Consider the following 25,660-nt stretch of genomic DNA (forward strand, 5'->3'; position numbering starts at 1 on the left):
ATTTGCCACAAGCGTTCTTAAAAAAAGAAACTTCAACAGTTAAAATAAGAATAGTTGCCTATTTTTATACTCCTGTTGAAGTTCATCATTATGCCTTAAGTAGCGCTGTGTAAACGTCTATATATTCTTTAGTAGACTTCTCCCAACTAAAATCTTTTGTCATAGCTTGTTTTACCAATGATGACCACGCTTTTGGTTCATCATAATAAAGAGTCAATGCACGATCAATGGTCTCAACCATCACTTCTGAACGAAAATCATAAAAGCTAAATCCAGTTCCTTCACCAGTAACTGGGTTGAAAGGTTCTACCGTATCTTTTAATCCACCCGTTTCATGAACAATTGGCAAGGTGCCATATCGAAGCGAATTCAATTGTGATAATCCACATGGTTCAAATGCTGATGGCATAATAAATAAATCACTTCCCGCATAAATCAACTGGGCTAAGGATACATCAAAATCAATGATGACTTTAAATTTCTCTGGATATTTCCAAGTGAAATAACTAAAACTGTCTTCATATTCTTTTTCTCCTGTACCTAATATCAGAACTTGGATATTTCGTTGCATCAATTCATCTATTTTATCACGTAACAAGTCACAGCCTTTTTGAGTGGTCAATCTACTGACCATAGACATTAACGCAACCTTCTTATCTACTGGTAAACCGACACGTTCTTGCAATGCCAATTTATTGGCCGTTTTTCCAGCTAATTCTTTTGCAGAAAAATGAGCTGGAATCAAATCGTCCGTTTCAGGATTGAAGACATCATAATCGATTCCGTTTAAAATGCCGCTCAATTTATAATTATTGTGCCGTAATACACCATCTAAATTTTCTCCAAACTCAGGTGTCTGAATTTCTTGTGCATAAGTCGGACTTACTGTTGTGACCTGGTCCGCATAAAATATGCCACCTTTTAAGCAATTAATCTGGTCATAGTACTTCAAACCATGCTCATGAAACGTATTGTATCCAATACCATATAAATCAGATAACGCGAGTTGATCGTATACCCCTTGGAACTGGAGATTATGAATCGTTAAAATCGTTTTTATCGATTGATAGTTCTCAATCCAATGGTACTTATCTTTTAGTAAGACTGGAATAATAGCAGTATGCCAATCATTTACATGCAATACATCCGGAATAAAGGCTATTTTTTCCAGCATTTCACAGATTGCTTGCGCAAAAAAGGCAAACCGTTCACCATCATCATCAAAACCATAAATACTTGGACGATCAAAATAGTAAAGATTATCAACAAAGTAGTACACTACTTTGTCCTTTTCCAACTTTTTAATGCCGCAATATTGGCTTCTCCAGCCAACTTTCACTTCAAATTGAACGACATCTTCTAGCTGATCTTTATATTTTTGAGGCATCGTACTGTACAAGGGCAATACCACTCGCACATCTATACCTTGTTTTTTTAATTCTTTTGGCAAAGCTCCGGCGACATCTCCTAATCCACCAGTCTTAAAGAAAGGAGCACATTCCGCCGCCGCAAATAGTACTTTCATCTTTTCAGCTCCCTTTTTCAACAGTCATTTTACTATCTTTTTCAATAACTAATGGGTTTTCTTTGGTTCCGGTTAATTTTACTCCTGGACCAATCTTTACACCCTTATCTAAAATGACGTAATTTAATTCTGCTCCTTCAGCAATTTTACAGCCTTGCATAATTAAAGAGTGTCTGACAATTGCTGTTTTTTCAAGGGTAACTTTACGGAAAATAAGTGAATCTTCCACTGTTCCATCAATCACACAGTCACTGGCAAACTGAGAATTACTAACTTTCGCTTCTTTAGAATAATAAGTTGGTGCTCCATTTTTCACTTTTGTAATGACCGGTTGACTACGATAAAATAATGCATTGTAATTATCCTCATCTAACAAGTCCATATTTGCATCATAATAACTTGAAACATTTTCAATATTTTTCAAGTAACCCGTATATTCATAACCATGTACTTTATTTTTTTTCAAACTGTGTCTAATTAAGACATTGATATCGCCTTTTATACGATTATTCGCTGCCTCAGTCGTTAATTCAACAAATTTGTCCTTGCTCATAATCGCAATTCCCATTCCAATAGCCATTTTTGTTTCATCTTTTGATAGTTCACGTGCTGGAGTCAGAGCAGTTACTTTACTATCTCCTTCTGCCGCAAATGATAAACAATTATCAATCGAATCCGGTAAACAAAATCCTTTTGAAACATTTTTATAAACAATGGTGATATCTGCTTCATTTTCAAGATGGCTTCTTAAAACACCTTTCACATCTACGTTGCACAACATTTTACTGCCCATAACCACTACATAACCTTTTTTAGAATGTTGCACAAAATCAATTTGGTCTTGGTAATAACTGCTAATTTCGCCTGGTTCTAATTTTTCTAAGGCCTCTTTGATTTCTGCTCCTGAGTGAACGAATAAACCCCCACCAACGGTAGAGTCCATCCCCCAAGGGTAACCACTTCGAACGTGATCCATTAATGATCTAGCGCTGCCTCGGACAAATATGGCAACAGAAGAAACTTCTGCACTGTATAAACTAGAAAGCGGAAAATCAATTAATCGGTAACGTGATCCAAACGGCAATGCCGCAACTGCTCTTTTTTTCGTTAAAGGCATCAATTGTCTTTCTGATTCATCTAAATTTAAAACTGCACACAGCTGTTCTTTAATCTTCATCTTTTAACCCTCCTACCTCTTCTGCATATCCAATAACCGTAATATTTTTTTCATCTCCATTAATTTGAGCTCCATCATGAACTTTTGCATTTTCTCCAATAATGGCACAATTGATCGTTACATTTTCTCCAATCGTTACATTTGCCATGATCAGACTGTCTTTAATTGTTGAATTTTTACCCACTTTGACATTATGAGATAAAATTGAATGTTTAACTTCTCCAGCAATATAACACCCATCAGCAATCATTGAATCTGAAACATTTGACGATTTCGTCAAAAATTGTGGCGGCGCAGAAGGATTTTGAGTGTAAACCCTCCAGGATGTATCTCTTATATTCAATGCATGATTTGGATCTAAAAATTCCATATTCGCTTCCCAAAGACTTTCAATCGTTCCTACATCTTTCCAATAGTCTTTAAAAGCGTAAGCAAAAATATTCTCGCTGTTTCTTAAATAAGCAGGGATAACATCTTTCCCAAAATCTTCCATCGTTCTATTTTTCGCATGATTGTCAACAAGATATCTTTTCAACATTGGCCAATCAAAAATGTAGATTCCCATTGAGGCTAAGTTACTTTTAGGTTCTGCTGGTTTTTCTTCAAATTCAATAATTCGATTTGTCTGATCGGTGTTCATGATACCAAAACGGGGAGCTTCTTCAATAGGAACTGGAATAACACCTACTGTTAAAGCTGCATCCTTTTCTTTATGAAATTCAATCATATCTTGATAGTCCATTTTGTAAATATGATCTCCGGAAAGAACTAGTAGATATTCAGGATTATAGCGGTCAATGAAATCAATATTTTGATAAATAGCGTGAGCCGTTCCTTTAAACCATTTTTCACCATCTACACTTGAATAAGGTTGTAAAATCGTTGCCCCACCATCATGTGTATTTAGCCCCCAGCTTTCACCATTTCCTACGTGAGTATTCAATTCAAGCGGCTGGTATTGGGTAACTACACCAACATTTTTGATGCCAGAATTAGCACAATTACTTAATGCGAAATCAATGATCCGATACTTTCCACCAAAAGGTACAGCTGGTTTAGCAATATCTTTGGTTAACTTTCCAAGCCTTGTTCCTTGTCCTCCTGCTAAAATCATAGCTAATGTCTCAGTTTTTTTCATTGTTCTAACGGAAGAATCATCTTGCCATTCTTCCTCTACCCTCCTTTTTATCTTTTAGCTTTTTGGTACTCCGAAAACTCTTTTAGGTCGTAAGATTACTACACTCATTGCCGGTACAATTAGTTCAATCGTATGGTCTTTTTGATTAGTCGTTTCTTTTACCGTTCTCAAAGGTCCCTGATTTCTTGTCCAAACTCCACCATACTCACTCATTTCAGTATTTAAACACTCTTCATAAACGCCTTCAAATGGCACACCCACCCGATAGTTTTTACGTTCAACAGGCACAAAATTGCAAATCACAACTACAAAATCACGTGGCTTTTTCCCTTTACGAATAAAAGTTAAGACGGTTTCATCCGCGTTATCCGCATTTAAAATTTCAATACCGGCTGCTTGATGATCAATTTCCCACAAAGCCCGTTCTTTTTTATAAATAGCATTTAAAGTTTCCATAAAATGTAAATGTTTGGCATTCATCTCATCGGTCAAATTTTGCCATTCTAATCCTTCATGAATTCGCCATTCTAGAAACTGACCAAAATCATTTCCCATAAAGTTTAATTTTTTACCTGGATGAACCATCATAAATGCCTCTAAAGTGCGTAAGCTAGCAAATTGATTGTATCGATCGCCTGGCATTTTATGCATTAAAGATTTTTTTCCGTGAACAACTTCATCATGAGAAAATGGTAAAATAAAATTTTCATTGAATGTGTACATGAAAGAAAAGGTGATTAAGTTAAAATGATGTTTCCGTAATGCCGGGTCCATTTCAAAGAACTTTAAGGTATCGTTCATCCACCCCATATTCCATTTGTAATTAAACCCTAAACCTCCCATATGAACAGGCTTTGTAACGTTTGACCACGCTGTACTTTCTTCAGCAATCATCAGTGTTTCAGGATGCCGTTCAAATACTTTTTTGTTTAATTTTTTTATAAACTCAACGCCTGCTCTATTATGATTGCTTCCATCTTCATTAGGTACCCACTCACCAATATCATAATCCAAGTACAACATACTTGACACGGCATCAACTCTTAGTCCATCTAAATGGAATTGTTCGATCCAGTAAAGAGCGTTAGAAATTAAAAAGCTTTGAACCTGATCTTTGCCTAAGTCAAAGTTCATTGTGCCCCATCGGTTATTTTCAGCTTTATTCTTATCAGCATATTCAAATTGTGGTGTCCCATCAAAATAAACCATACCGTAATCATTGCGATTAAAATGACCTGGAACCCAATCCATTAACACGCCGATATTTGCCAGATGAGCCGCTTCTACAAAATCTTGAAACTCTTCCATCTTGCCAAATTTTGACGATAATGCATAGTACCCAGTCAATTGGTACCCCCAAGATGCATCTAAGGGGTGTTCCATCAAAGGCATAAATTCAATATGCGTATAACCCATCTTCTTTACATAAGGAATTAGTTCATTTTGTAATTCAGGGATGGTATACCAGCTATCGTCATCATGATGTTTCCAAGAGCTGAGGTGTACTTCGTAGATATTTAGAGGACGTTCATAAACAGAAAAGCGTTTTTTACTGGCCGTCCAAAGACCATCTTTCCATTTCTTTTTCGGCAAATCTTTTACAACTGAAGCATCTTTAGGTCTTACTTCAAATTCAAGCGCATAGGGATCAATTTTTAATTTTACCGTACCATCAGATTGTTCTATACGGTATTTATAACATTGCCCTTCGATAGCTTGCTCACTAAATACTGTCCAACTGCCTGTACTGGCTATTCTTTCCATTTCGAGGCCTTCATGCCAATCTGAAAAATCTCCTACTAAACCAACACTTTTTGCATTAGGAGCCCATACAGTAAAACGAAAACCAACTTTCCCTTCAAAATTTTCCCGCTTACATCCCATAGTTAGATAACTATTAAAATGCTCACCCGTGTTAAACAAATACAACTCTTTTTCAAGATTAGCTTTAATTTCATCATTTACCGATCTATTCGTCACTTGATTCACTCCCAACTAAGCATTCTAAAATATGAAACTTTTCATCGTTTTATCATCTTTATTTCATTTTACAACGAAACGATTTAATAATCGACCTAATCTTATAATTCTTTTAAAGTATTCCATTCAATCTTATGTTTGTAGTATACCATTATTTGAGGAAATCGCTTACTAATACACAATTGAAATTTTTATTTCCTCTACTTTGATCCTAAATTTAGAGTTATTTAGTTTTTAATTGGCTTCAGAATAAATACTGAATTGTTTATATTTAATAGTTCAATGTATTCGTCTAAACTATTTTCTTAGCAAAACCTTTTTTGTTTAATTGTTTGCCAATCTTTCTGTTCAAATAGAAAGAAATCCTAGCAAATGCTTTGTTAAAAGTGCGTAACACTGTTACTAATGGTAAAATGAAACTAACTAAGATTAGTTCTCCTTAGTTTTAACGACTAAAAAAGACTAGCGGAACGTCTCTTAAAGGAGGTGAATATATTGGAAATACTCTTATTAACTGTTGGCTTTATTGGTTTAGTAATAGCGGCATTAACGCCTCAATCGACGTTAGGTGGACTTTTAGCACTAGCAAGCTTTGGTGGTTACTTCTATTTAAACAGTTTAGAAAATTGGGTCCCTATTGTTATTTTCATTTTAGGCATTTGTCTACTAATCTTTGAAGTTTTTGTACCAGATTTTGGTGTAGCAGGTATCATTGGTTTTCTTTTAATTGTTGGCGGTGTTTATTTAACTAACGATGATTTGGGACTAGCGCTACGCGATTTAAGCATTGCAGTAGTAGCCGCTTCATTCTTAGTCATCATGCTTATTAGAAGAGGTTATTCCTTAGCTCATATAGAAAAACTCGTCCTTAAAAATAATTTGGACAAAAAAAGTGGTTTTTCGAGTAATAATGATGCATCCGTTTATTTAGGAAAAACGGGAACAACAACTACGCCTCTTAGACCATCTGGGAAAGTTCAGTTTGATGGCACAGAATTAGATGTCGTAAGCACAGGTGAGCACATTGATGCTGATGTTTCAGTTGTAGTTACAAAAGTAGAAGGATATAAAATTAGTGTTAGGAGAGTGGATTAAACATGACAACAGCTACAGAAACCACAACAAATTGGATAGGTTTTCTATTTATAGCCATTATCGTAATTATCGTTATCAGCTTATTTTTCCGTTTCGTACCCGTTGGATTATGGGTCACAGCCTATTTTTCAGGTGTCAAAGTCAACATAGGAACTCTTGTAGGAATGCGTTTAAGACGAGTAGCTCCACAAGATATTATCCGTCCACTAATCAAAGCGACTAAAGCTGGTTTAGATATCGATATCAACGAATTAGAAGCCCATTATTTAGCTGGTGGAGATATCAACCAAGTTATCGATGCTTTAATTGCCGCACAACGTGCAAATATTGATTTAGTATTTAAACAAGCTGCTGCAATCGACTTAGCAGGAAGAAATGTTTTTGAAGCCGTACAAGTCAGTGTTAATCCTAAAGTTATTGAAACACCTCAAATTGCTGCCATGGCAATGAATGGTATTGAAGTTAAAGCACGTGCAAAAGTAACGGTTCGTGCAAATATTGAACGACTTGTCGGTGGTGCTGGTGAAGAAACAATCATCGCTCGTGTTGGCGAAGGTATTGTAACAACCGTTGGTAGTGCCGCTAGACATACAGATGTTTTAGAAAATCCAGACTCGATTTCAAAAACAGTTTTAAGAAAAGGATTAGATTCTGGTACAGCTTTTGAAATTCTTTCAATTGATATTGCGGATATTGATGTTGGACGGAACATTGGTGCCAGCTTACAAATGGAACAAGCCCAAGCAGATAAAAATATCGCTCAAGCTAAAGCCGAAGAAAGACGTTCAATGGCGATTGCTCAAGAACAAGAAATGATCGCTGAAGTTCAAAAAATGCGCGCTCGCGTGGTTGAAGCTGAAGCCGAAGTACCTTTAGCATTAGCCGAAGCATTAAGATCTGGTAATTTAGGGGTAATGGATTATTACAATATGAAAAACGTTAATGCTGATACTAAAATGAGAAACTCTATTACAGGTTCTACAGAGAGAGAAAGTGATGAATAATGAATAGTTTATTGACCCTTGTTATTTTATTTCTAATAGGGACTGCATTCTTTTCTTTCATAACAACCATATTTCGTATTTTCATGTCCTTAATTGGAAATTCATCTGCTCCTTCAAAAGGCAAACAAAGACAAATTTCTCAACGAGCAGATTTAACTCACAAAGACTCTATTTCTTTAAAAGATGCTTTTATCGCTCACGACCCTGCCAGACTAAGATCACAAAAGAACACACCTGTTGACTCTTCCAAAAAAAGAAATCAGCAGACCCGCTCAAATCAATTATCTAGTCGTATGCAACAAGATGCAGCGCAAAGAAGAGCAGCAAACTTGCAAAAAAATACCAAAAGACGACCAGAACCCGTTCATTCCTCTTCCACTTCAAAATCAACTCTTTTTCACGAAAAAGAGTTGAAGAGAAATGCCAATCATACACAGTTTGAAAAAAATGATTTAACCACTTTAGTTCCAATTGAAAAAGTAACTTCTACAAATAAAATTACTCATCCATCTCGAACTAAAAAAAATCAATTTCAAAAAGATCTTGTCAGAGGGATGATTTACAAAGAGATTTTAGATAAACCTCGTAGTTTAAGATAATATAAAAAAACGGCTCTTCGTCAAATAGTGAGGATGCTTCTAAAAATTCTTTCGGAATAGACGGATTTGCTTGAAAGATCTTAAGCCTAAAGTCTTAAGATCTTTCAAGCCTCAAACATCGCTTAATCGCTAAAGCGTTAAAGCGGTGTAATTCGCATTGAATGCTTTACAGGGCTACAAGCAATCCTATTCCTCCAGAAGTGTTAAGCGTGAACTAAATTCATCTATCAACACTAAAAAGTATAGAGCCAAAAGAGGCTGGGACAAAACCTAGCTAAAAAGCATCCAGAAAAGTTTAAATGACTTTTCTGGATGCTTTTTATAATACAAAAAGAAACCCCTTTGATATAATGTAAATAACCACAAATACAATTATCGGAGGGGTTTCTAATGTATAAAAAATATACCACGAATCAAACAAGCTTGCCAATAGAATTGTCTTGTTTATTGTCTCCAAACCATATTATTTTTGAAATTCATGAATTTATTGAATCAATGGACAACACGTTGTTTTCTCAACTTGATTCTTCCGAGGGAAGACCTGGTTATCATCCAAGGTTACTAATAAAAGTACTTCTCTTTGCTTATTCAGAAGGGATTTATTCTGGCCGGAAAATTGAAAAAATGATGACGGAAAACATAGCCATGATGTGGGCAGTTAGTAACGAAGTTATCTCCTATCGAACAATCAACCGATTTCGTTCTTCTGAAAATTGCCAAAAGTTATTACCTGAATTATTTACTGAATTTACGGTTAAACTCAAAACAGAAAATCTTATCTCTATGAATGAACTATTTATAGATGGAACTAAAATAGAGGCTAACGCCAATAAATATTCCTTTGTATGGAAAAAAGCTATAGACAGATATGCAACTTCTCTCAGAATGAAGACGAAACAATATTTTGTAGACGAAATTCAACCACTGGTTGAAGAATCTATGGTGATAGATGATTTAGAGGATATTTCTATTGGCGAACTTGAGGATTTGACAACCCTAATCGAAAAAGAAATCAATCAATTGACTACTGATATTGAAGATCATCCTGTTCATGGAAAGAACCCCAAGAAACAAAAGAGACGAAGATTAAAAAAACATTTACGTAAATTGAAAAATGATTTCATCCTACGCAAAAGAAATTATGAAGCCCATGATAAAGTGTTTAATGGTCGTAATAGCTTTTCTAAGATTGATTTAGAGGCTACTTTTATGAGAATGAAAGACGATCATATGATGAACGGCCAGTTAAAAGCGGCGTACAATATTCAAATCGGTACTGAAAATCAATTTGTATTAGCTTATGATGCTTTTCCAAATCCAACGGATACACGGACACTCATTCCGTTTGTTGAATCATTAGATTACTTGCCAAAAATGATTATTGCAGATGCTGGTTATGGCAGTGAAGAGAACCTAAATTTTCTGAATGATATCGGAGTAAATCATCTCATAAAATATAACCTCTTTGATAAAGAACAAACACGATCCTATAGTAGCTCTTCAAGAAATAGAAAAAACTGGACTTATCATTCCGAAGGAAATTACTTTATACATCCAGATGGTACAAATTATTATTTTAACTATATAAGTCACAAGAAAAACAGTAGTGGATTTCATCAGGATAGTCATGTTTATAGACCGGATAATCCAGAGGAGGCAGAACAAAAAGCCTTCTATTACAATTGGCATTATGAAGCTTTAAAAGAAATAGAAGCGACTAAGCTTTTATCACCTGAAGGCTCCAAGATTTTTGCGAGACGCAAAATCGAGGTAGAGCCAGTTTTCGGGCAGGTAAAAGCTAATTTAGGTTTCACTCGCTTCCATTTGCGTGGGAAAGAGAAAATTAAAGTCGATATAGGTTTGGCTTTTATGGCTAATAACTTCAAAAAATATAGAAAAACAAAGGCGATTTAGCCTAAAGAATTTACTTAATCAGTTGAAAAAACTAAAAAAACGTTAATTGCAAAAATGCAATTAACGTTTTTTTAGTTACTGGGAGGTTTTGTCCCAGCCTCTTCTTTTTGCTCAAGACTATACTTTCGCTTCTTCTTCATCATATTCTAGTGCTTTTGATCCTTGTACTCCAGAACTTACTCGAATAACGTTTTCAACAGGATAAACAAAAATTTTGCCATCGCCAACCGTCCCGGTATACAATGCTTGTCTAGCTGTTTCAATCACTAAAGAAACGGGTGTCTTACTTACCACTATTTCTAATCGTATTTTAGGCAATAAGTTGGCTTCCATCTCCACTCCTCTATAATAAGCTGTTTGTCCTTTTTGAATGCCATACCCTTGCACGTTCGTTACTGTCATTCCTGTGATTCCAATATCATTTAAAGCTTTTTTCAAATTGTCGAATTTAGCTTCATTCGCTATAATGTCTACTTTCATTAATTTAGCATTTTCGTCCGTTTTATTTGGATCTATATTACCTGTTTTAAAAGCTTGCGGTTGAACTCCAATAGCTTGATGGGCATCCTTTTCTTCAATAGAGACGCCCCCTATACCAACAAAAGCTAAATTAGTTTCTAGTTTTTCAAAATTAAACCCTTGAAACACTGGTTTTTGCCCAAATGGAACCGTAACAAAATCTCCATAACTCGATTCTAAACCATGTTCTGATATATCCATACCTGCAATCTCTTCTTCTGGTGTTACGCGCAAGCCAATTGTTTTATCGACAAGTTTAAATGTAATGATCATCGTTGACACTACCCAAAGAGCTACTGAACCTACCCCTAATAACTGAATACCTATAAGATTAAAACCACCACCATAAAACAGACCTCCATCAGTTGCAAAAAAACCAACCAAAATAGTTCCTAAGGCTCCAGAAACTCCATGCACTCCAAATGCTCCAACTGGATCATCAATTTTAGCTTTCTTTTCAATAAATTCGATTCCATAGACTAAAGCACTAGCCGAAATTGCTCCAATAGCTACTGCACCAAATGGCGAAACCGTTGCACAACCTGCAGTAATTCCTACCAAACCAGCTAATGACCCATTAAGTGTCATGGAAATATCTGGTTTACCATACTTTATCCACGTTATCATCATAGCAACTAAAGTAGCTGTTACAGCTGATAAATTTGTATTCAAAAGAATTGTTCCAATCAGCGTTAATGACTCATCTCCAGTTGCCGAAACCGTTGATGCTCCATTAAAACCAAACCAAGCGAACCAAAGAATAAATACGCCTAGAGCCCCTAAAGTTAAACTATGTCCTGGAATAGCTTTTGCTTTTCCAGCTTCATCATATTTCCCGATTCTTGCTCCAACCATTTTCGCACCAATCAAAGCCGTTATTCCTCCTACCATATGAACAGCTGTTGATCCCGCAAAATCAACAAATCCTAATTGGGATAACCATCCTCCACCCCAAATCCAATGTCCTGAAATAGGGTAAACAACTGTAGAAATAACTAACGTGTATACGAGATAGGCACTGAATTTCGTTCTTTCAGCCATTGCTCCAGAAACAATTGTTGCGGCAGTTGCAGCAAAAACAGTTTGAAACATCAAGAATACATATCCCGGTATTGTCGTATCATAATTTCCTTGTACAAATAGGTCAGGTGTTCCAATTAAACCTGCTATACTCGGACCAAACATTACACCAAAGCCAATGATCCAGTACATTAAAGAGCCTAATACAAAGTCCAATAAATTTTTCATGATAATATTCCCTGCATTTTTTGCTCTAGTAAACCCTGTCTCAACCATTGCAAAACCTGCTTGCATAAAAAATACCAAAACTGTTCCTACTATTACCCATAACGTGTCCACAGATGAAAACATATTGTTACCCCCTTTTTTAATATGTTATAAAATCTAACATTAGAAAAAGAGTCAAACAAGTGATTTACTTGAATTAGCAAAAAAAACTAAAAAAACCTATCAATTGATGTTACTTTTAATGACATCAATTGATAGACTTTAGTTTTTTTATTCTTCATTTAACTTGTAATTATACAATGCTCCAATAATATTTCCATTATTTCCAAACTTACTACCCATAATAGTTGGAACTATAAAAAGCCCTTCTCCCAACTCTTCTTCATATATTTTTGACAGATTCTCTTTAATTAATTGAATCAGTAATGGATTTCCACTTATGCCTCCACTGATGATAATCCTTTCTGGATCTAAAATGGTTTGTAGATTGAATAATTGAATTGCTAGTGTATAGCAATATTCATTTAAACAGTTCGCCGCTTTTTTATTTCCAGCTTCAATTAATTCATACATCTTATATCCGTTTATAGACTCTATAGGCAGTTCACATTGAACGGCTATATTTTGAAACAATTTCTTAATGCCATTTTGAAATCCAAACATATAATCAGCATCTTTAGTTCTAGCACTATTCGTTTTAATAAAAGAAAATTCTCCTGCTGAATAATGGTGACCTTTCAGTACTTCTCCATTTACAACGATTCCGCCGCCAATGCCCGTCCCTAGATTAAGCATAATAGCATGTTGAATACCTTTTAAGTTTCCTTTCCATAATTCTCCAAGTGTTGCAGCTTTCCCATCATTTTCAACATGAATAGTCGTTTGGCATCTCGTCTCCAACATTTCTACCATATTCATTTTCTTGATATACTTTAACGATCCACCATGAACTGCATAACCAGTTTTGGATTGAATAATTCCAGGCATACTAATAGCCATTCCCTCAATTTGATTGGCATACTCATCGTAAATATCGCCCATCATATCTAAAAATTGTGTTAACGATTCCATAGGTGTTTTGATTGTTTTAATATCTCCTAATTCACCTTGGTCATCTATTAATCCATAATTTGTTTCTGTTCCTCCTATATCAATGCCTAGATAAAGCATTATTCTTCCCTCCTTAATTTTAAAACTACTTATTTATTTTTAGTTTATCACTATCACACTTCAAATAAAACGGTTGCATTAAATGTCATTTTTATTTATTTCATTTAACCATTGTTATGTAATACTATTCTAGCTTTTTGTCACACAACTAACATCATATTTGCACTTTATTTATGCTATAATTTTTAAGTATGAAACAAGTATGAGAATCTTATGGAGGTAGACTATTGAAAAAAAGAGTATTAACAGGAATTATGGCTACGATGTTATTTGCTAGTCCCTTTCTGCCAACTATCGCTCAAGCCGATACATTGGAAGAAATGGAACAACAAAAAAATGCACTTGAATCACAATCATCTGAGCTTAATAATAAAATCACTGAACAAGATGAAGCCTTAACTAATTTAGAAACAGAAAAAAGCAATTTAGAATCAGATATTACTATCCTGCAAAGTCAGATTGACGAAACAGTCTTAAAATTACATGATCAAGAACAAAAATTAGAAGAGTCTAAAGCAAAAGTCGAACAATTAAAAAAAGAAATCGAAGCTTTAAAAAAATTAATTGCTCAACGGACAGATAAGCTTGAAAACCAAGCTCGTTCTGTACAGACTGATGCTAGTGCTTCTAATTTAATAGGCCTTCTTATAACTGCTGAAAGTTTTACAGATTTAGTAGGCCGCATAGGTATTGTTAACCAATTGGTTACTGCCAACAAAGATATTGTTACTGAACAAGCAATAGATCAAGCATCTTTAGAAACTAATGAAGTAAAAGCTGAAGCTGAAAAAATTGCTGTTGAAGATACAAAAAACGCTATTGAATTATCAAAAAATAATTTAGTCGCTCAAAAAGCTGAAATGGATGATAAAATCGTCCAAGTTGCTATTCAATATGATATGACCGAAGAAGAAAAAAATACATTTGTTAATGAACAACAAGTCATCGCTACTCAAACCAGTACTTTATCTGAAGAAATGCAAAAAGAACGTCAACGCATTATCGAAGAGGAACAAGCGAGACAATTAGCTATTCAAAAAGCTGCTGAAGTAGCAGCTGCAAAAGCTGCAGCTGAGGAAGAAGCCAGATTAGCTGCTGTAGAAACTCAAGAAAAAGCTGAACAAGAAGCTGCTGCTCAAAAAGTTGCGGAACAAAAAACAACTGTGGCCAACTCAGCTCCTGAGAAATCAACAAACACGAATAAATCGAATAATTCGTCAAGCACTACTACTAGTCCTAGTAACTCAAGTCCTTCAAGTAACTCTAGTTCTTCAAAAAAACCAATTGTGACACAAAAACCAAAACCTACACCTTCACCTTCATCTGATTCAGGTTTTATTCGTCCTAGTGGCGGTTATATGACCTCAGCATACGGTTATCGCATTCACCCTATCACGGGTGTGTATAAACTACATGGTGGAACTGACTTTGGTGGTGGTGGAGCAATCGTTGCTTCTAAAAGTGGTACTGTTGTCTTTGCCGGATATGACTCAGGTTGGGGTTATTACGTGAAGATTGATCATGGCAATGGGATGCAAACCCTTTACGCTCACATGGTTGCAGGAAGTTTACTTGTTTCTCCAGGTCAACAAGTCTCTCAAGGTCAACAAATTGGTACAATGGGTACAACTGGTTCTTCTACTGGCGTACATTTACATTTTGAAATGTACAAAAACGGAAGCCGTGTTAACCCAGCATCTTATTTATAAACTTAATTATTGACTAAAAAGAAGACAGATCGTTCATTTTCCAAATGAACGATCTGTCTTCTTTTTAGGGCTCTATACTTTTTAGTATGGATAGCTTAATTTAGTTCATGCTTAAGACGATACCAATGCTCTTACAAGCAACTCTCTTTATTCCATAAGAATTTTTTGAAGCATCCATACTATTTGACGAGGAGCCCTTTTTAGCTAGTATAATATCTACCAAGAAATTTTTTTAGTAAAGGAAACAAAATGGGTGCTAATATCAGATAAAAACCGCCATTTCCGACTGCATGTAACGTGTCAAAAGGGAGCCCTGATGAATAATAAACCCAAAAATTTTGAATGCCAAAAAACGGAGCTTGCACTATAGAAATCAAAAAACCATATAAATATCCTGTGAAACCAGCGTATATAAGCATGAATCCAAAAGGAATCTTGTTAAAAAAAGGTTTAATAATCCATCCAGTAAATAAAACAATCCCACCAAACGAAACGATTTGAGCAATCGTCCAGACTCCCATTCCAAGTGTTATATTTGATAGAATAATTGACAATACGGCTACAATCAACGCATCCGTTACTCCTAACGTTAACGTTAAAATAATTAATATAACTGTCACAGGCTGGACATTTGGTAGAAACTGCAACAACTGCCGACTTACTTGACAAAGTGCCGTCATAAAAGCAAGTAAAGTGAGTCTTTGAAGAGATTTTTTGCCATTCATGTTATTGTAAAGCATTTAAAAACCACTTCACTTGATCTCCATCTTTTACTAAGTATTCAGCTGCACCTACAGTTGGCTGTTTATCGTTCACCTCATACATCCAATATTTTCCTGCCTCCTTGTCTTGTTTCATTCCATCAATAGAGACAATAAAGCCACCTTCTTCCACTACTTCATACTGGTCTTTTAGAACTTCTAGTACAGTAGTGCCTTCTTCTACTTCCATTTTTTTACTTGTGCCATCGACTTCTTTTCCATCTTTTTCTAATGAACTACCAACAGTGAGCATTTCTTTTGTTTGATTCTCAACTAAACTGCTTTGTTCTGAAGAAGCAGTTTCTTTTGCAGACCTATCTCCACATGCTGCCAAATTTAGAGCCGTTAGTACTATAAATCCTACTTTTAAAATTTTCATTTTTATTTATTCCTCCAACAATCAACTATTTTATAATCTGTTATATTTTTTTATTTTAAATCCTCTTTTTTCAACTCCGGATGAAAAACTTTTCCTCCTCTTTCATATAAAATCTCTTTTACATTATAAGTACAATTAACTGCTCTCGCGACGGCATATAGATAATCAGACAATCGGTTCAAATAAATAGCTACCTGTTGATTTATCGCTTCTTCAGATCCAAGCGTGACAATCTGTCTTTCCGTTCTTCTGGCAACTGTTCGAGCCATATGTAATAAACTAGCTATTGGATGACCTCCTGGCAATACAAAGGATTCAATTAAAGGAGCTTTATCAGCATAATCATCAATAATTGCTTCTAAATTTTGTACCGTTTCTTCTGTTACTTTACACTTTAGCTTTCCATGGATATCTGCTAAGTCCGTTCCGCAATCAAATAGATTGTGCTGAATTTCGATGAGTTCTCTTTTTAACACTCTGTCATTTTCAGTTAATTGACTTATGATATACCCCATTAGAGAGTTTAATTCATCAATTGTTCCATAAGCGTTAACTCGATTCGAATCTTTCTTTACCCTTTCTCCACCAATTAATCCTGTATCGCCTTTATCGCCTGTCTTTGTATAAAGTTGCATATTCATTCTCCTTTACCACTTTCTTAAACCACTATATATCAGTTCATTATATTTTTCAACCACAACATGTTGTGTCAAAACAAAAAAAGATTAAGTCGGTTGACCTAATCCCTTTTTGCCGATTCAACTAATCATTTCAGACTATCGCTAGGTTAAAAGTCATAACGGTGTTCCGAATAGTTGAACAATATAAAGATTTTCTCCATCATAATGGACACCAATACCGACCTGTTTGAAACCCATATTTACCATATTCTCATAATGGCCAGGGCTCTCTTTTAATCCTTTGAACAACCATTCAGCCATTTCTTTTTCATCTAAATAATTGGTTCCCATTGCCAAGTTTTCTCCTGCTAGCTGATAGGTATACTCAACGCCCGCTTCTTCTAAAACCGTAAAGGTGGCTCTACCGTCAGGACGCGTATGCGAAAAAGATTCTTCCGTTTCAATCGCTCGTATATTCGCTGCTTTTTTCAATTGATCATTAGAAGTTACTGGTGAAACGCCTACTTCTTTTCTCAATTCATTTAATAACTCCAAGACCCTATTCTCTACGATTCCAACATCAATTTCATCCGTTTTCATTAGGTCATTCGTACTTGTAGTTACTGAGTTCGTGCTCGTTGCTTGTTCTTGTTCACTAGTGACTGGATTTCCTTCGATAACTACACTCTCTTCATTGGTTAGTTTATCCGCCATTTGAGAAAGAGTGTTTCCAATTTTTGTACCTTCTAGAATAGTTGAATTTCCCAGTCCATAGCCAAAACCAATCAATAGGATCACTATCAAACTATATGAGAAAAATTTTCTCATTCCATCAAACCTTTCTTTTATTCTACTTGACTGAAGTACTAGTTGTAGTATACCAAAAATCATGTGCTACAAATACAGGTTGAAACGAAAACGATTGTTCTCTTTTTAATTTATATTTTACTAAGCATTTGGTGAACAAAAAAAGACCGTTTCTTTAAGAAAAGATCTTTTTTGATTTTAAACGTTTATTTAAAGTTTTCTATTAATTGATCCAACGTTTTCAAGATAGCTTTACTTACTCCAAAATCAATATTGAGTATTCCGACCGAGCTACCTGAAATGATTGCTATCAATTCAACTTGTTCATTTTCTAAAGGATGGATATGGAGAGTCAAGGTTGCTACACTTTCATTTCGGTAAAAGTATTTTTCAAAAACGGTTAAGTAACCTTTTCCATAGTCAAAATCAAACTCATAAGTAGTAGATTGTTCATAATTTTCAGCAGTCAAATTTTTTTCGAGGTACTTTAAAAGATCATAACTATTTCCATTCAAGATAACCTGCTTTTCTTTCATATTGTCCCACCCTTTAGATTTAGTTTATTCTATTATGCTGTTTTTTTTACCATTGAACAAGGCAAATGGTATACTTTCTTAGGTGAATTAGAGAATAACTAATCCAAGGAGGCAACAATTTGAAACAATACCAAACCCTTTTATTTGATATCGATGATACATTACTAGATTTTACAGCAGCTGAGGATCATGCTCTCAGGTCTTTATTTAAAAAATATAATTTGGTGTTAACCGATGAGTTGAATCATTTTTATAAAAAGATGAATCATCAATTATGGTCTTCATTTGAAAAAGGCGAAATTGAGAAAGAACAACTGTTACATTCACGATTTTCCATCTTATTTCAACAGCTTGGCTTAACGGTAGACGGGGTTCATTTAGACAACCTATACCGTCATTATCTTGAACAAAGTGCTGTCTTAATTGACGGAGCAGAACAACTCATCAAGCAATTAGCAAATCATTACGATCTTTACATTGTGACAAATGGGGTTGCACGAACACAATCCATTCGTCTGAAAAATGCGGGTTTAACTCCTTATTTTAAAGGTGTCTATATTTCTGAAACCATAGGATACCAGAAACCTATGAAAGAATTCTTTACTCACGTTTTTGAAAATATTCCAAAACAAGTGATGGATAAAACGCTTATTATTGGCGATTCTTTGTCTTCCGATATTCAAGGAGGATTTAATGCGGGAATTGATACATGTTGGTTTAATCCAAAGAGCACAAAAAGCTTTATTCAGAACCCAACTTACGAGATTCAACATCTTACTGCGTTAGCAGACATTCTTTTATAATTGCATGATACAGATGATTCAAAATCATTCACTAAAATCGTTTAAAATTGACCTATACCAATTTCAAAAACATTGATTTATCAACCTTTCTAAGCTATTCTGCTGTATAATTTAATTGCATTCTCTTAGGTGTAAGTGCTACACTTAAGAATGAAAGAAACAAAAAAAGCATCTATTTTATACCCAAGAAGGAGAATTTTCATGTCATTAAAAGAGATTATTGCCGATTCAACTCGTATTTTTGAAGGGAAAGATGTTCCTGAAAAATACTTATTTGATGAATATGTCGGTCATGCAAAAAGTGTTTACGGTGTTGCTTTACCTAAGACAAAAGCTGAAGTGATTGCGTTAGTAAAATTTGCTATTCAAGAGAATCTAGCTATTATTGCTCGTGGAGCTGGTACTGGATTATCTGGTGCAACTGCTCCCGTTCAAAATGAACTGATTATCGATTTACACCTTATGAATCAAATCATTGACTTTGATTTAGAGACTTTAACATTGACTGTTGAGCCTGGTGTATTGCTTCATGAAATTCAAGAGTATGTTGAAAGTAAAGGATTCTTTTACCCACCAGATCCTGGCTCAAAGAATTCTTCTATCGGCGGGAATATTGCTACAAATGCTGGCGGCATGCGTGCTGTTAAGTATGGTGTAACAAGAGATTATGTTCGCCAATTAGAGGTTGTCTTAGCAACAGGTGAAGAATTAACCTTAGGCAGCGTTAATATAAAAAATAGTTCTGGTTATGACTTGAAAGATTTATTTATTGGTTCTGAAGGAACTTTGGGTATTACAACTCAAATCAAATTAAAAGTTATTCCGTTGCCTAAAGCTAGCTTATCTCTAGTCGTTGCTTTTCCAACTCTTAAAGAATCAACGGATGCTGTTTTAACGATTCTGCAAAATGGCGTTGACCCTACAGCCCTTGAATTTTTTGAAAGAGAAACGATTCATTTAAGCGAAAAAGAAAAAGGGGTACTCTTCCCTAGTCAAAAAGGTGAATCTTATCTTTTAATCACATTAGACGGCGATAATATGGATGTTATCCACAACCGTGTTCAATTGCTTAAAAAAAGTATTCAGCCTCATAACGCTTTAGAATTAGTTGTTTTAGATACTCCTGAACTAGAGAAAACAGCTTGGGCTTTACGTGATTCTTTGTTAACCGCTGTAGTAAATTATACTGAGCAAGTAACGATGGATGAAACAGTTCCAATCAATCAACTTTCTACACTTTACCAATACACCAAACAATTGGAAGCAGAAAGTGGATTGAGTATGATTAGTTTTGGGCACGCAGGTGATGGCAATCTTCATACGTGTGTTGCTCGTGGAACAATCACAGATCAACGAGAATGGGAATCAAAACGTGATGATGTGTTGACTAAAATGTATGCAAAAATCAAAGAATTAGGTGGACTTCCATCTGCCGAACATGGTATTGGATTGATAAAAAAACCGTACCTTGCTAAAATGACAGACCCGAATTACCTTGCATATATGCGCAAAATCAAGCAAGTTTTTGATCCAGAAGGCCGTTTAAACCCAACTAAAGTGATGTAAACAAATTAAAAAAAAGAGTAAAGCCCACTCTCTTATTTCGAGAGTGGGCTTTACTCTTTTTTTTATTTATGGTGTATGTTTAACAATTAATTGTCTAGCAGCTTTCACTTCATCTAAGCGTCTTACAGAGGTCGTGTATGGAGCATTTAAGACCATCTCTGGTGTTTCTTCTACTTCAATTGCTATTTGGATTAAGGCATCTGCAAATGCATCTAGTGTCTCTTTTGTTTCCGTTTCTGTTGGTTCAATCATCAAAGCTTCATCAACAATTAACGGGAAATAAACCGTTGGTGCATAATAACCAAAATCTAAGATTCTCTTTGCAATGTTCAGTGTTGGAACACCTTGTTTTTTCTGTCTTGAACCGGATAAAACAAATTCATGTTTGCTGTATTGGGTATAAGGTGTATCATAATACGGTTCTAGTCGCTTACGTAAGTAATTCGCATGCAGTACGGCGCTTTCAGATACTTGGCGTAATCCTTTAGGCCCCATTGTTCGTATATATGTATATGCACGAACATTGACCCCAAAGTTTCCATAATATCCTTTTACACGGCCGATAGAATCAGGATAAGCTGCATTCAAAACATAATGATTTTCTTGTTTTTCAATCCGTGGAATCGGTAAATACGGAATCAAAAACTCCTTGACTCCAACTGGACCAGATCCTGGTCCTCCGCCACCATGTGGCGTGCTGAATGATTTGTGTAAATTTAAATGAACAATATCAAAACCCATCATTCCGGGAGTTGTTTGACCTAAAATAGCATTCAAGTTTGCACCATCGTAATAAACTAAGCCACCTGCTTCATGAATAATCTCAGCCATTTCGATAATATCTTTCTCAAAAATACCTAATGTATTTGGATTAGTCAACATTAATCCAGCAGTATCCTTCCCAACTTGTTTTTTCAATTCAACTAGATCCACTGTTCCGTTCGGATTAGACGGTATTTCAACTACATCAAATCCAGCAGCATGAGCACTCGCAGGATTAGTTCCGTGAGCAGAATCAGGAACCAATATCTTCGTTCTAGCAGCTCTATCGCCATTTTTAGTGTGATAAGCTTTTATCATCATCAATCCAGTCCATTCTCCTTGAGCACCGGCAGCTGGCTGTAAGGTGATGGCATCCATTCCTGCAATCACTTGTAGATCTTCTTGTAATTCATACAATAGTTCAAAAGCTCCCTGAACCGTTTCAACAGGTTGAAACGGATGAATCGCTGCAAACCCGTCATAACGAGCAACATCTTCGTTAATTTTTGGATTGTATTTCATCGTGCACGAACCCAATGGATAAAATCCATTATCTACACCAAAATTTTTAGTCGATAACGATGTGTAATGACGCATCAATTGAGGTTCTGATACTTCTGGCAATTCAGCCGGTTCTTCACGAATCAGGTGTTGTGGAAATTTGGTTGTTAGATCAATTAAAGGAACATCGCTTTCGGGAAGGCTAAAAGCTGAACGTCCGGGTTGACTTACTTCAAAAATCAAATCATTGTATTCCGTCATTTAGTTATTCCCTCCAGTGCTTCAATAAATTGATCTATTTCTTCTTTTGTTCGTTGTTCAGTAACCGCGATCAACATTGCATTTTCCATGCCATAATCAAATTCCAAATCGTATCCGCCAATGAAGCCTTTTTGAAGCAGCAGTTGATTAATTTCTTTAATTGGAGCATTCAGCTGCACGACAAATTCATTGAAATTTGGCGCTTCATTTTTCAATAAGAAGCCTTTATTTTCCATTTGTTTCGCCATATAATCTGCTTTTTCAATATTCAGCTTGGCCATTTTTTTTATGCCTTCTTTTCCTAAAGCAGACATAAAAACAGCTGATGCTAATGCATTCAACGCTTGATTGGAACTCATGTAAGAAGTCGCTTTCTCACGGCGAATGTGCTGTTCTCTTGCTTGGAGAGTTAAAACAAATCCCCGTTTGCCTTCTGAATCGGTTGTTTGACCTATAATACGTCCTGGAATTTTACGGATATATTTTTTCTTGACTGCAAAGTAACCACAATGCGGTCCACCAAAATTCATAGCTAATCCCATCGGCTGCATGTCGCCAACTACAATGTCCGCCCCTAATTTTCCCGGCGATTCTAGCAAAGCTAAAGCTAAAGGATTGGCCATCACGATTAATAAGGCTTTGTGTGCTGTAACCAGTTCTTTAATTGCTGCTAGATCCTCAACTGAACCAAAAAAATTGGGGTACTGGATGACAACAGCTGCAGTTTCTTTATCTAGTTGTTCTTCCAATAAGGTTAAATTTGTACTGTCATTCAATAGGTCAATCTCTGTTACTTGATAGTCATTCCCATTGGCAACCGTTTGAAGAACTTGTCTCCCTTGAGGATGAGCGGCTTTAGAGATAAGAATTTTAGAACGTTTCGTTGCACCAACAGCTAATGTAGCTGCTTCTCCAAGTGCAGTAAACCCATCATATAAAGAAGAATTCGCTGCATCCATACCCGTTAATTCACATACCATCGTTTGGAACTCAAACAAAGCCTGCAATTCTCCTTGGCTAGCTTCTGCTTGATAAGGCGTGTACGCTGTGTAAAATTCTGAACGAGAAATAACATGATCCACTACGCTTGGAATGTAGTGATCATAAGTTCCAGCTCCTAAAAAAAGCGTATAATCATGAGCAGTAGCATTTTTGGCTGCTAATCGTCTCATTTTCTTTATTAAAGCTGACTCATGAACAGCTTGTGGAATTGGTAAATCTTCTGTCAATCTAATTTCTGTTGGAATATCCGAAAATAATTCATCAACTGATGTAATTTCTAAAGCATCTAACATCTTTTTTTGGTCTTGTGCAGTATCCGGAAGGTATCTATATTCGTTCAATCGCTTATGCCTCCTCTTCAGCTGCCAATTCAGCAACGTAGGCTTGATAGTTTGCTTCACTTAATAATCCTTTTAATTCAATCGGATTTTCTAATTGGATCTCTGCAAACCATCCTTCTTCATATGGAGAATCATTGACTAATTCAGGTCCGTCTTCTAATTCTTCATTAACAGCTATAATCAATCCAGTAACTGGCGAAAAAATTTCTGAAGCTGATTTAATAGATTCAACAGTTCCCATTTCACTACCAACAGAAACCTCTGCATCTATTTCTGGAACTTCTACATATACGATGTCTCCAAGCTGTTCTACAGCGTAAGCTGTAATTCCTACACGTACTGTATTTTCTCCTAATGGCAAAATCCATTCATGGTCTTTACTATATAATCTTTCCTCTGTCATCATAAAGCACTCCTCATTCTTCATTATTATTTTGGTAGTTATTTTTCTCTTTTATAGAATGGCGTTTCTACAATTACGGCGTCTATTAGCTTATTGCGTACTTCAATTTTTACTTTTGTGTCTACTTCGTTTCCGTTGGTTGACAAAAAGGCTAATGCAATACTGCTGCCTAGTGTTGGAGATTTTGTTCCTGAAGTGATCACACCAATTTCAGAACCAGCTTCATCAAGAACCTTGTATCCATGTCGCGCGATTCCTTTTCCAATCAACTCGAGACCTTTTATTTTTTTATCTACTCCACTTTTCAATTGAGTTGTTAAAGCAGCTTTTCCGATAAAATCAGCTTCTTTTTTAGTTTTAACGGCAAATCCAATGCCTCCTTGAAGAGGTGAAATAGTGTCTGAAAGTTCATTTCCATACAATGAAAGACTCGCTTCTAAACGCAATGTATCGCGAGCACCTAATCCACAAGGCTGCAAGCCCTCTTCTAATCCTACTTCAAGCAGCAAATGCCATAATTTTTCGGTTTCTTTGGCTTCCAAATACACTTCAAAACCATCTTCTCCAGTGTACCCTGTACGAGAAATTAGGACAGGTGACAAGTCGTTTAATTCAACATGCTGGAAAAAGTGAAACGGTTTGAGTTTACTCAAATCATCATTTGCTAGTTTTTGTAAGATTCTTTCGGCATTTGGGCCTTGGAGAGCTAGCAATCCAATATCTTCTGATCTATTTTCTAACACAACGTCTCCGGTCAGATGTTTCTCCATCCACTGAAAGACTTTGTCACTATTTGATGCATTAGGTGTAACTAAATACCCTTCTTCATCTAGTTTAAAGATAATCAAGTCATCAATTGTACCGCCATGTTCATTCACGATAGCATTGTATTGCGCTTGACCAATTTTTATTTTCGACACATCATTCGTCAATAAATAATTTAAAAATACTCCGGCATCTTTTCCTTTTACAAGAATCTCTCCCATGTGGGAAACATCAAATAATCCAGCATATGTACGGACACTTTTATGCTCATCTGCTATACCTGAAAATTGAACAGGTAAAGCCCAACCTCCAAAATCCATTAATTTAACATTTTTTTCTTTATAATAGTTGAATAAAGGTGTTTTTTTTAATTCTTTTTCCATCTTATATCCCCCATTCTTTCATGATAGGCAGCAAATAAAATTGTTGTTGTTCTTTTTTTAGTTTACCTTGTAAGTTAAATTTAACATTTTACCTTACTCTTTCATAGACTAACATTTGCTTTGATAAAAAAATAAGTGTCTGTTATTTTTTTCCTACTAAGGCATAATGATTGCTTTTTAAGGCTTTTTCTTTTAAGATTTTTATTGAAAACGTTTGCGTTTACTGGTATATTATACTACTATTCATAGAACTTGATAAGGAGGGTTTCACATGATTACGTTATATTCATCTGCTAGTTGTACTTCTTGTCGCAAAGCCCGTTCCTGGTTAGTAGAACATGACATTCCATTCACTGAAAAGAACGTGTTTACTGAAAAAATAACCGACCAAGAATTGAAATCAATTTTGCAACTGACGGAAAACGGAACAATTGAACTCATCTCACAACGCTCACAAGCTTTTAGAGAACTAAATGTGGATATAGACGATATGCCTTTAGGAAAAGTATTGAAACTGATTCAGCAACATCCCGGAATTATGCGTCGCCCTATCCTTGTGGATGATAAGAGGTTGTTAGTTGGTTATAATGAAGAGGACATCCGCTGCTTTTTACCGCGAGATATCCGCAAACTAGAACTTTCCAAATTACACGATCAATTACCAGTCAACTTCTAATGATAAAAAAATTCGT

General features: G+C 35.5%; 23 protein-coding genes. 8 read left to right on the plus strand and 15 right to left on the minus strand.

Annotation, left to right across the window (positions count from 1 at the left end):
• Positions 1 to 88 precede the first annotated feature (88 nt).
• From glgA to glgB, 4 genes are read right to left on the minus strand one after another with little or no spacing between them, the layout of a single operon-like run.
• On the minus strand, positions 89 to 1,525 hold the full coding sequence (gene glgA / locus BP18_RS07630; RefSeq protein ID WP_029277697.1) for a glycogen synthase GlgA: 1,437 nt from the start codon (positions 1,523 to 1,525) through the stop codon (positions 89 to 91).
• 4 nt (positions 1,526 to 1,529) lie between these two features.
• On the minus strand, positions 1,530 to 2,702 hold the full coding sequence (gene glgD, locus BP18_RS07635; protein WP_007720822.1) for a glucose-1-phosphate adenylyltransferase subunit GlgD: 1,173 nt from the start codon (positions 2,700 to 2,702) through the stop codon (positions 1,530 to 1,532).
• Entirely contained in the window at positions 2,692 to 3,840 is a 1,149-nt protein-coding gene (locus BP18_RS07640) for a glucose-1-phosphate adenylyltransferase (protein ID WP_007720824.1), read from the minus strand. Before BP18_RS07640 ends, glgD begins: the two co-directional genes overlap by 11 nt.
• A gap of 54 nt (positions 3,841 to 3,894) precedes the next feature.
• On the minus strand, positions 3,895 to 5,820 hold the full coding sequence (gene glgB / locus BP18_RS07645) for a 1,4-alpha-glucan branching protein GlgB (RefSeq protein ID WP_007720826.1): 1,926 nt from the start codon (positions 5,818 to 5,820) through the stop codon (positions 3,895 to 3,897).
• A gap of 486 nt (positions 5,821 to 6,306) precedes the next feature.
• Here glgB and BP18_RS07650 point away from each other — a divergent pair, with 486 nt between their 5' ends.
• The 4 genes from BP18_RS07650 (at position 6,307) to BP18_RS07665 (ending at position 10,432) form a co-directional block, all read left to right on the plus strand.
• Positions 6,307 to 6,915, plus strand: a complete 609-nt coding sequence (locus BP18_RS07650; RefSeq protein ID WP_407921359.1) for an NfeD family protein — start codon at positions 6,307 to 6,309, stop codon at positions 6,913 to 6,915.
• 2 nt (positions 6,916 to 6,917) lie between these two features.
• Complete coding sequence (gene floA / locus BP18_RS07655; RefSeq protein ID WP_007720829.1) at positions 6,918 to 7,919, plus strand: flotillin-like protein FloA; 1,002 nt, start codon at positions 6,918 to 6,920, stop codon at positions 7,917 to 7,919.
• Positions 7,919 to 8,518, plus strand: a complete 600-nt coding sequence (locus tag BP18_RS07660) for a hypothetical protein (RefSeq protein ID WP_029277701.1) — start codon at positions 7,919 to 7,921, stop codon at positions 8,516 to 8,518. The genes floA and BP18_RS07660 overlap by 1 nt, the downstream gene beginning before the upstream one ends.
• A gap of 390 nt (positions 8,519 to 8,908) precedes the next feature.
• Positions 8,909 to 10,432, plus strand: a complete 1,524-nt coding sequence (locus tag BP18_RS07665) for an IS1182 family transposase (RefSeq protein ID WP_051669276.1) — start codon at positions 8,909 to 8,911, stop codon at positions 10,430 to 10,432.
• Between the two features lie 117 nt (positions 10,433 to 10,549).
• Here the strand turns inward: BP18_RS07665 and BP18_RS12950 are convergent, their stop codons facing one another.
• On the minus strand, positions 10,550 to 12,322 hold the full coding sequence (locus tag BP18_RS12950) for an ammonium transporter (RefSeq protein ID WP_029278362.1): 1,773 nt from the start codon (positions 12,320 to 12,322) through the stop codon (positions 10,550 to 10,552).
• A gap of 147 nt (positions 12,323 to 12,469) precedes the next feature.
• A complete protein-coding gene (locus tag BP18_RS07675; protein WP_029278364.1) occupies positions 12,470 to 13,369 on the minus strand; it encodes an ROK family protein in 900 nt (299 codons plus the stop codon).
• Between the two features lie 227 nt (positions 13,370 to 13,596).
• On the opposite strand from BP18_RS07675, the gene BP18_RS07680 reads away from it, so the two are divergent.
• Positions 13,597 to 15,078: a M23 family metallopeptidase gene (locus tag BP18_RS07680; protein ID WP_007720837.1), complete on the plus strand. Its 1,482-nt coding sequence runs from the start codon at positions 13,597 to 13,599 to the stop codon at positions 15,076 to 15,078.
• A 200-nt stretch (positions 15,079 to 15,278) separates the two neighbouring features.
• On the opposite strand, the gene BP18_RS07685 is transcribed toward BP18_RS07680, so the two are convergent.
• From BP18_RS07685 to BP18_RS07705, 5 genes are all read right to left on the minus strand, one after another.
• Entirely contained in the window at positions 15,279 to 15,818 is a 540-nt protein-coding gene (locus tag BP18_RS07685; protein WP_029278366.1) for a metal ABC transporter permease, read from the minus strand.
• On the minus strand, positions 15,805 to 16,218 hold the full coding sequence (locus BP18_RS07690) for a DUF4430 domain-containing protein (RefSeq protein WP_029278368.1): 414 nt from the start codon (positions 16,216 to 16,218) through the stop codon (positions 15,805 to 15,807). Before BP18_RS07690 ends, BP18_RS07685 begins: the two co-directional genes overlap by 14 nt.
• Before the next feature lie 50 nt (positions 16,219 to 16,268).
• Complete coding sequence (locus BP18_RS07695) at positions 16,269 to 16,853, minus strand: cob(I)yrinic acid a,c-diamide adenosyltransferase (RefSeq protein ID WP_029278369.1); 585 nt, start codon at positions 16,851 to 16,853, stop codon at positions 16,269 to 16,271.
• Between the two features lie 159 nt (positions 16,854 to 17,012).
• Positions 17,013 to 17,666: a CAP domain-containing protein gene (locus BP18_RS07700; protein WP_029278371.1), complete on the minus strand. Its 654-nt coding sequence runs from the start codon at positions 17,664 to 17,666 to the stop codon at positions 17,013 to 17,015.
• Between the two features lie 185 nt (positions 17,667 to 17,851).
• A complete protein-coding gene (locus tag BP18_RS07705) occupies positions 17,852 to 18,181 on the minus strand; it encodes a DUF6054 family protein (protein ID WP_007720844.1) in 330 nt (109 codons plus the stop codon).
• A gap of 119 nt (positions 18,182 to 18,300) precedes the next feature.
• On the opposite strand from BP18_RS07705, the gene BP18_RS07710 reads away from it, so the two are divergent.
• Positions 18,301 to 18,984, plus strand: a complete 684-nt coding sequence (locus BP18_RS07710) for a YjjG family noncanonical pyrimidine nucleotidase (RefSeq protein WP_029278373.1) — start codon at positions 18,301 to 18,303, stop codon at positions 18,982 to 18,984.
• Positions 18,985 to 19,185: 201 nt separating this feature from the next.
• Positions 19,186 to 20,550 (plus strand): FAD-binding oxidoreductase, encoded by a 1,365-nt coding sequence (locus BP18_RS07715; protein ID WP_029278375.1) that lies wholly within the window; start codon positions 19,186 to 19,188, stop codon positions 20,548 to 20,550.
• A gap of 66 nt (positions 20,551 to 20,616) precedes the next feature.
• On the opposite strand, the gene gcvPB is transcribed toward BP18_RS07715, so the two are convergent.
• From gcvPB to gcvT, 4 genes are read right to left on the minus strand one after another with little or no spacing between them, the layout of a single operon-like run.
• Positions 20,617 to 22,074 (minus strand): aminomethyl-transferring glycine dehydrogenase subunit GcvPB, encoded by a 1,458-nt coding sequence (gene gcvPB / locus BP18_RS07720; RefSeq protein WP_029278143.1) that lies wholly within the window; start codon positions 22,072 to 22,074, stop codon positions 20,617 to 20,619.
• The gene (gene gcvPA, locus BP18_RS07725; protein WP_029278141.1) at positions 22,071 to 23,417 is read right to left on the minus strand and encodes an aminomethyl-transferring glycine dehydrogenase subunit GcvPA; all 1,347 of its coding nucleotides are present in this window, start codon (positions 23,415 to 23,417) and stop codon (positions 22,071 to 22,073) included. Before gcvPA ends, gcvPB begins: the two co-directional genes overlap by 4 nt.
• A gap of 4 nt (positions 23,418 to 23,421) precedes the next feature.
• On the minus strand, positions 23,422 to 23,820 hold the full coding sequence (gene gcvH / locus BP18_RS07730; RefSeq protein ID WP_029278137.1) for a glycine cleavage system protein GcvH: 399 nt from the start codon (positions 23,818 to 23,820) through the stop codon (positions 23,422 to 23,424).
• Between the two features lie 38 nt (positions 23,821 to 23,858).
• Complete coding sequence (gene gcvT, locus BP18_RS07735) at positions 23,859 to 24,968, minus strand: glycine cleavage system aminomethyltransferase GcvT (RefSeq protein ID WP_029278136.1); 1,110 nt, start codon at positions 24,966 to 24,968, stop codon at positions 23,859 to 23,861.
• A 271-nt stretch (positions 24,969 to 25,239) separates the two neighbouring features.
• On the opposite strand from gcvT, the gene spx reads away from it, so the two are divergent.
• Positions 25,240 to 25,644: a transcriptional regulator Spx gene (spx, locus tag BP18_RS07740; protein ID WP_007720854.1), complete on the plus strand. Its 405-nt coding sequence runs from the start codon at positions 25,240 to 25,242 to the stop codon at positions 25,642 to 25,644.
• Positions 25,645 to 25,660: the final 16 nt, after the last annotated feature.

Origin of the sequence: Carnobacterium jeotgali MS3, assembly GCF_000745125.1 — a bacterium.
Taxonomy (GTDB): Bacteria; Bacillota; Bacilli; order Lactobacillales; family Carnobacteriaceae; genus Carnobacterium_B; species Carnobacterium_B jeotgali.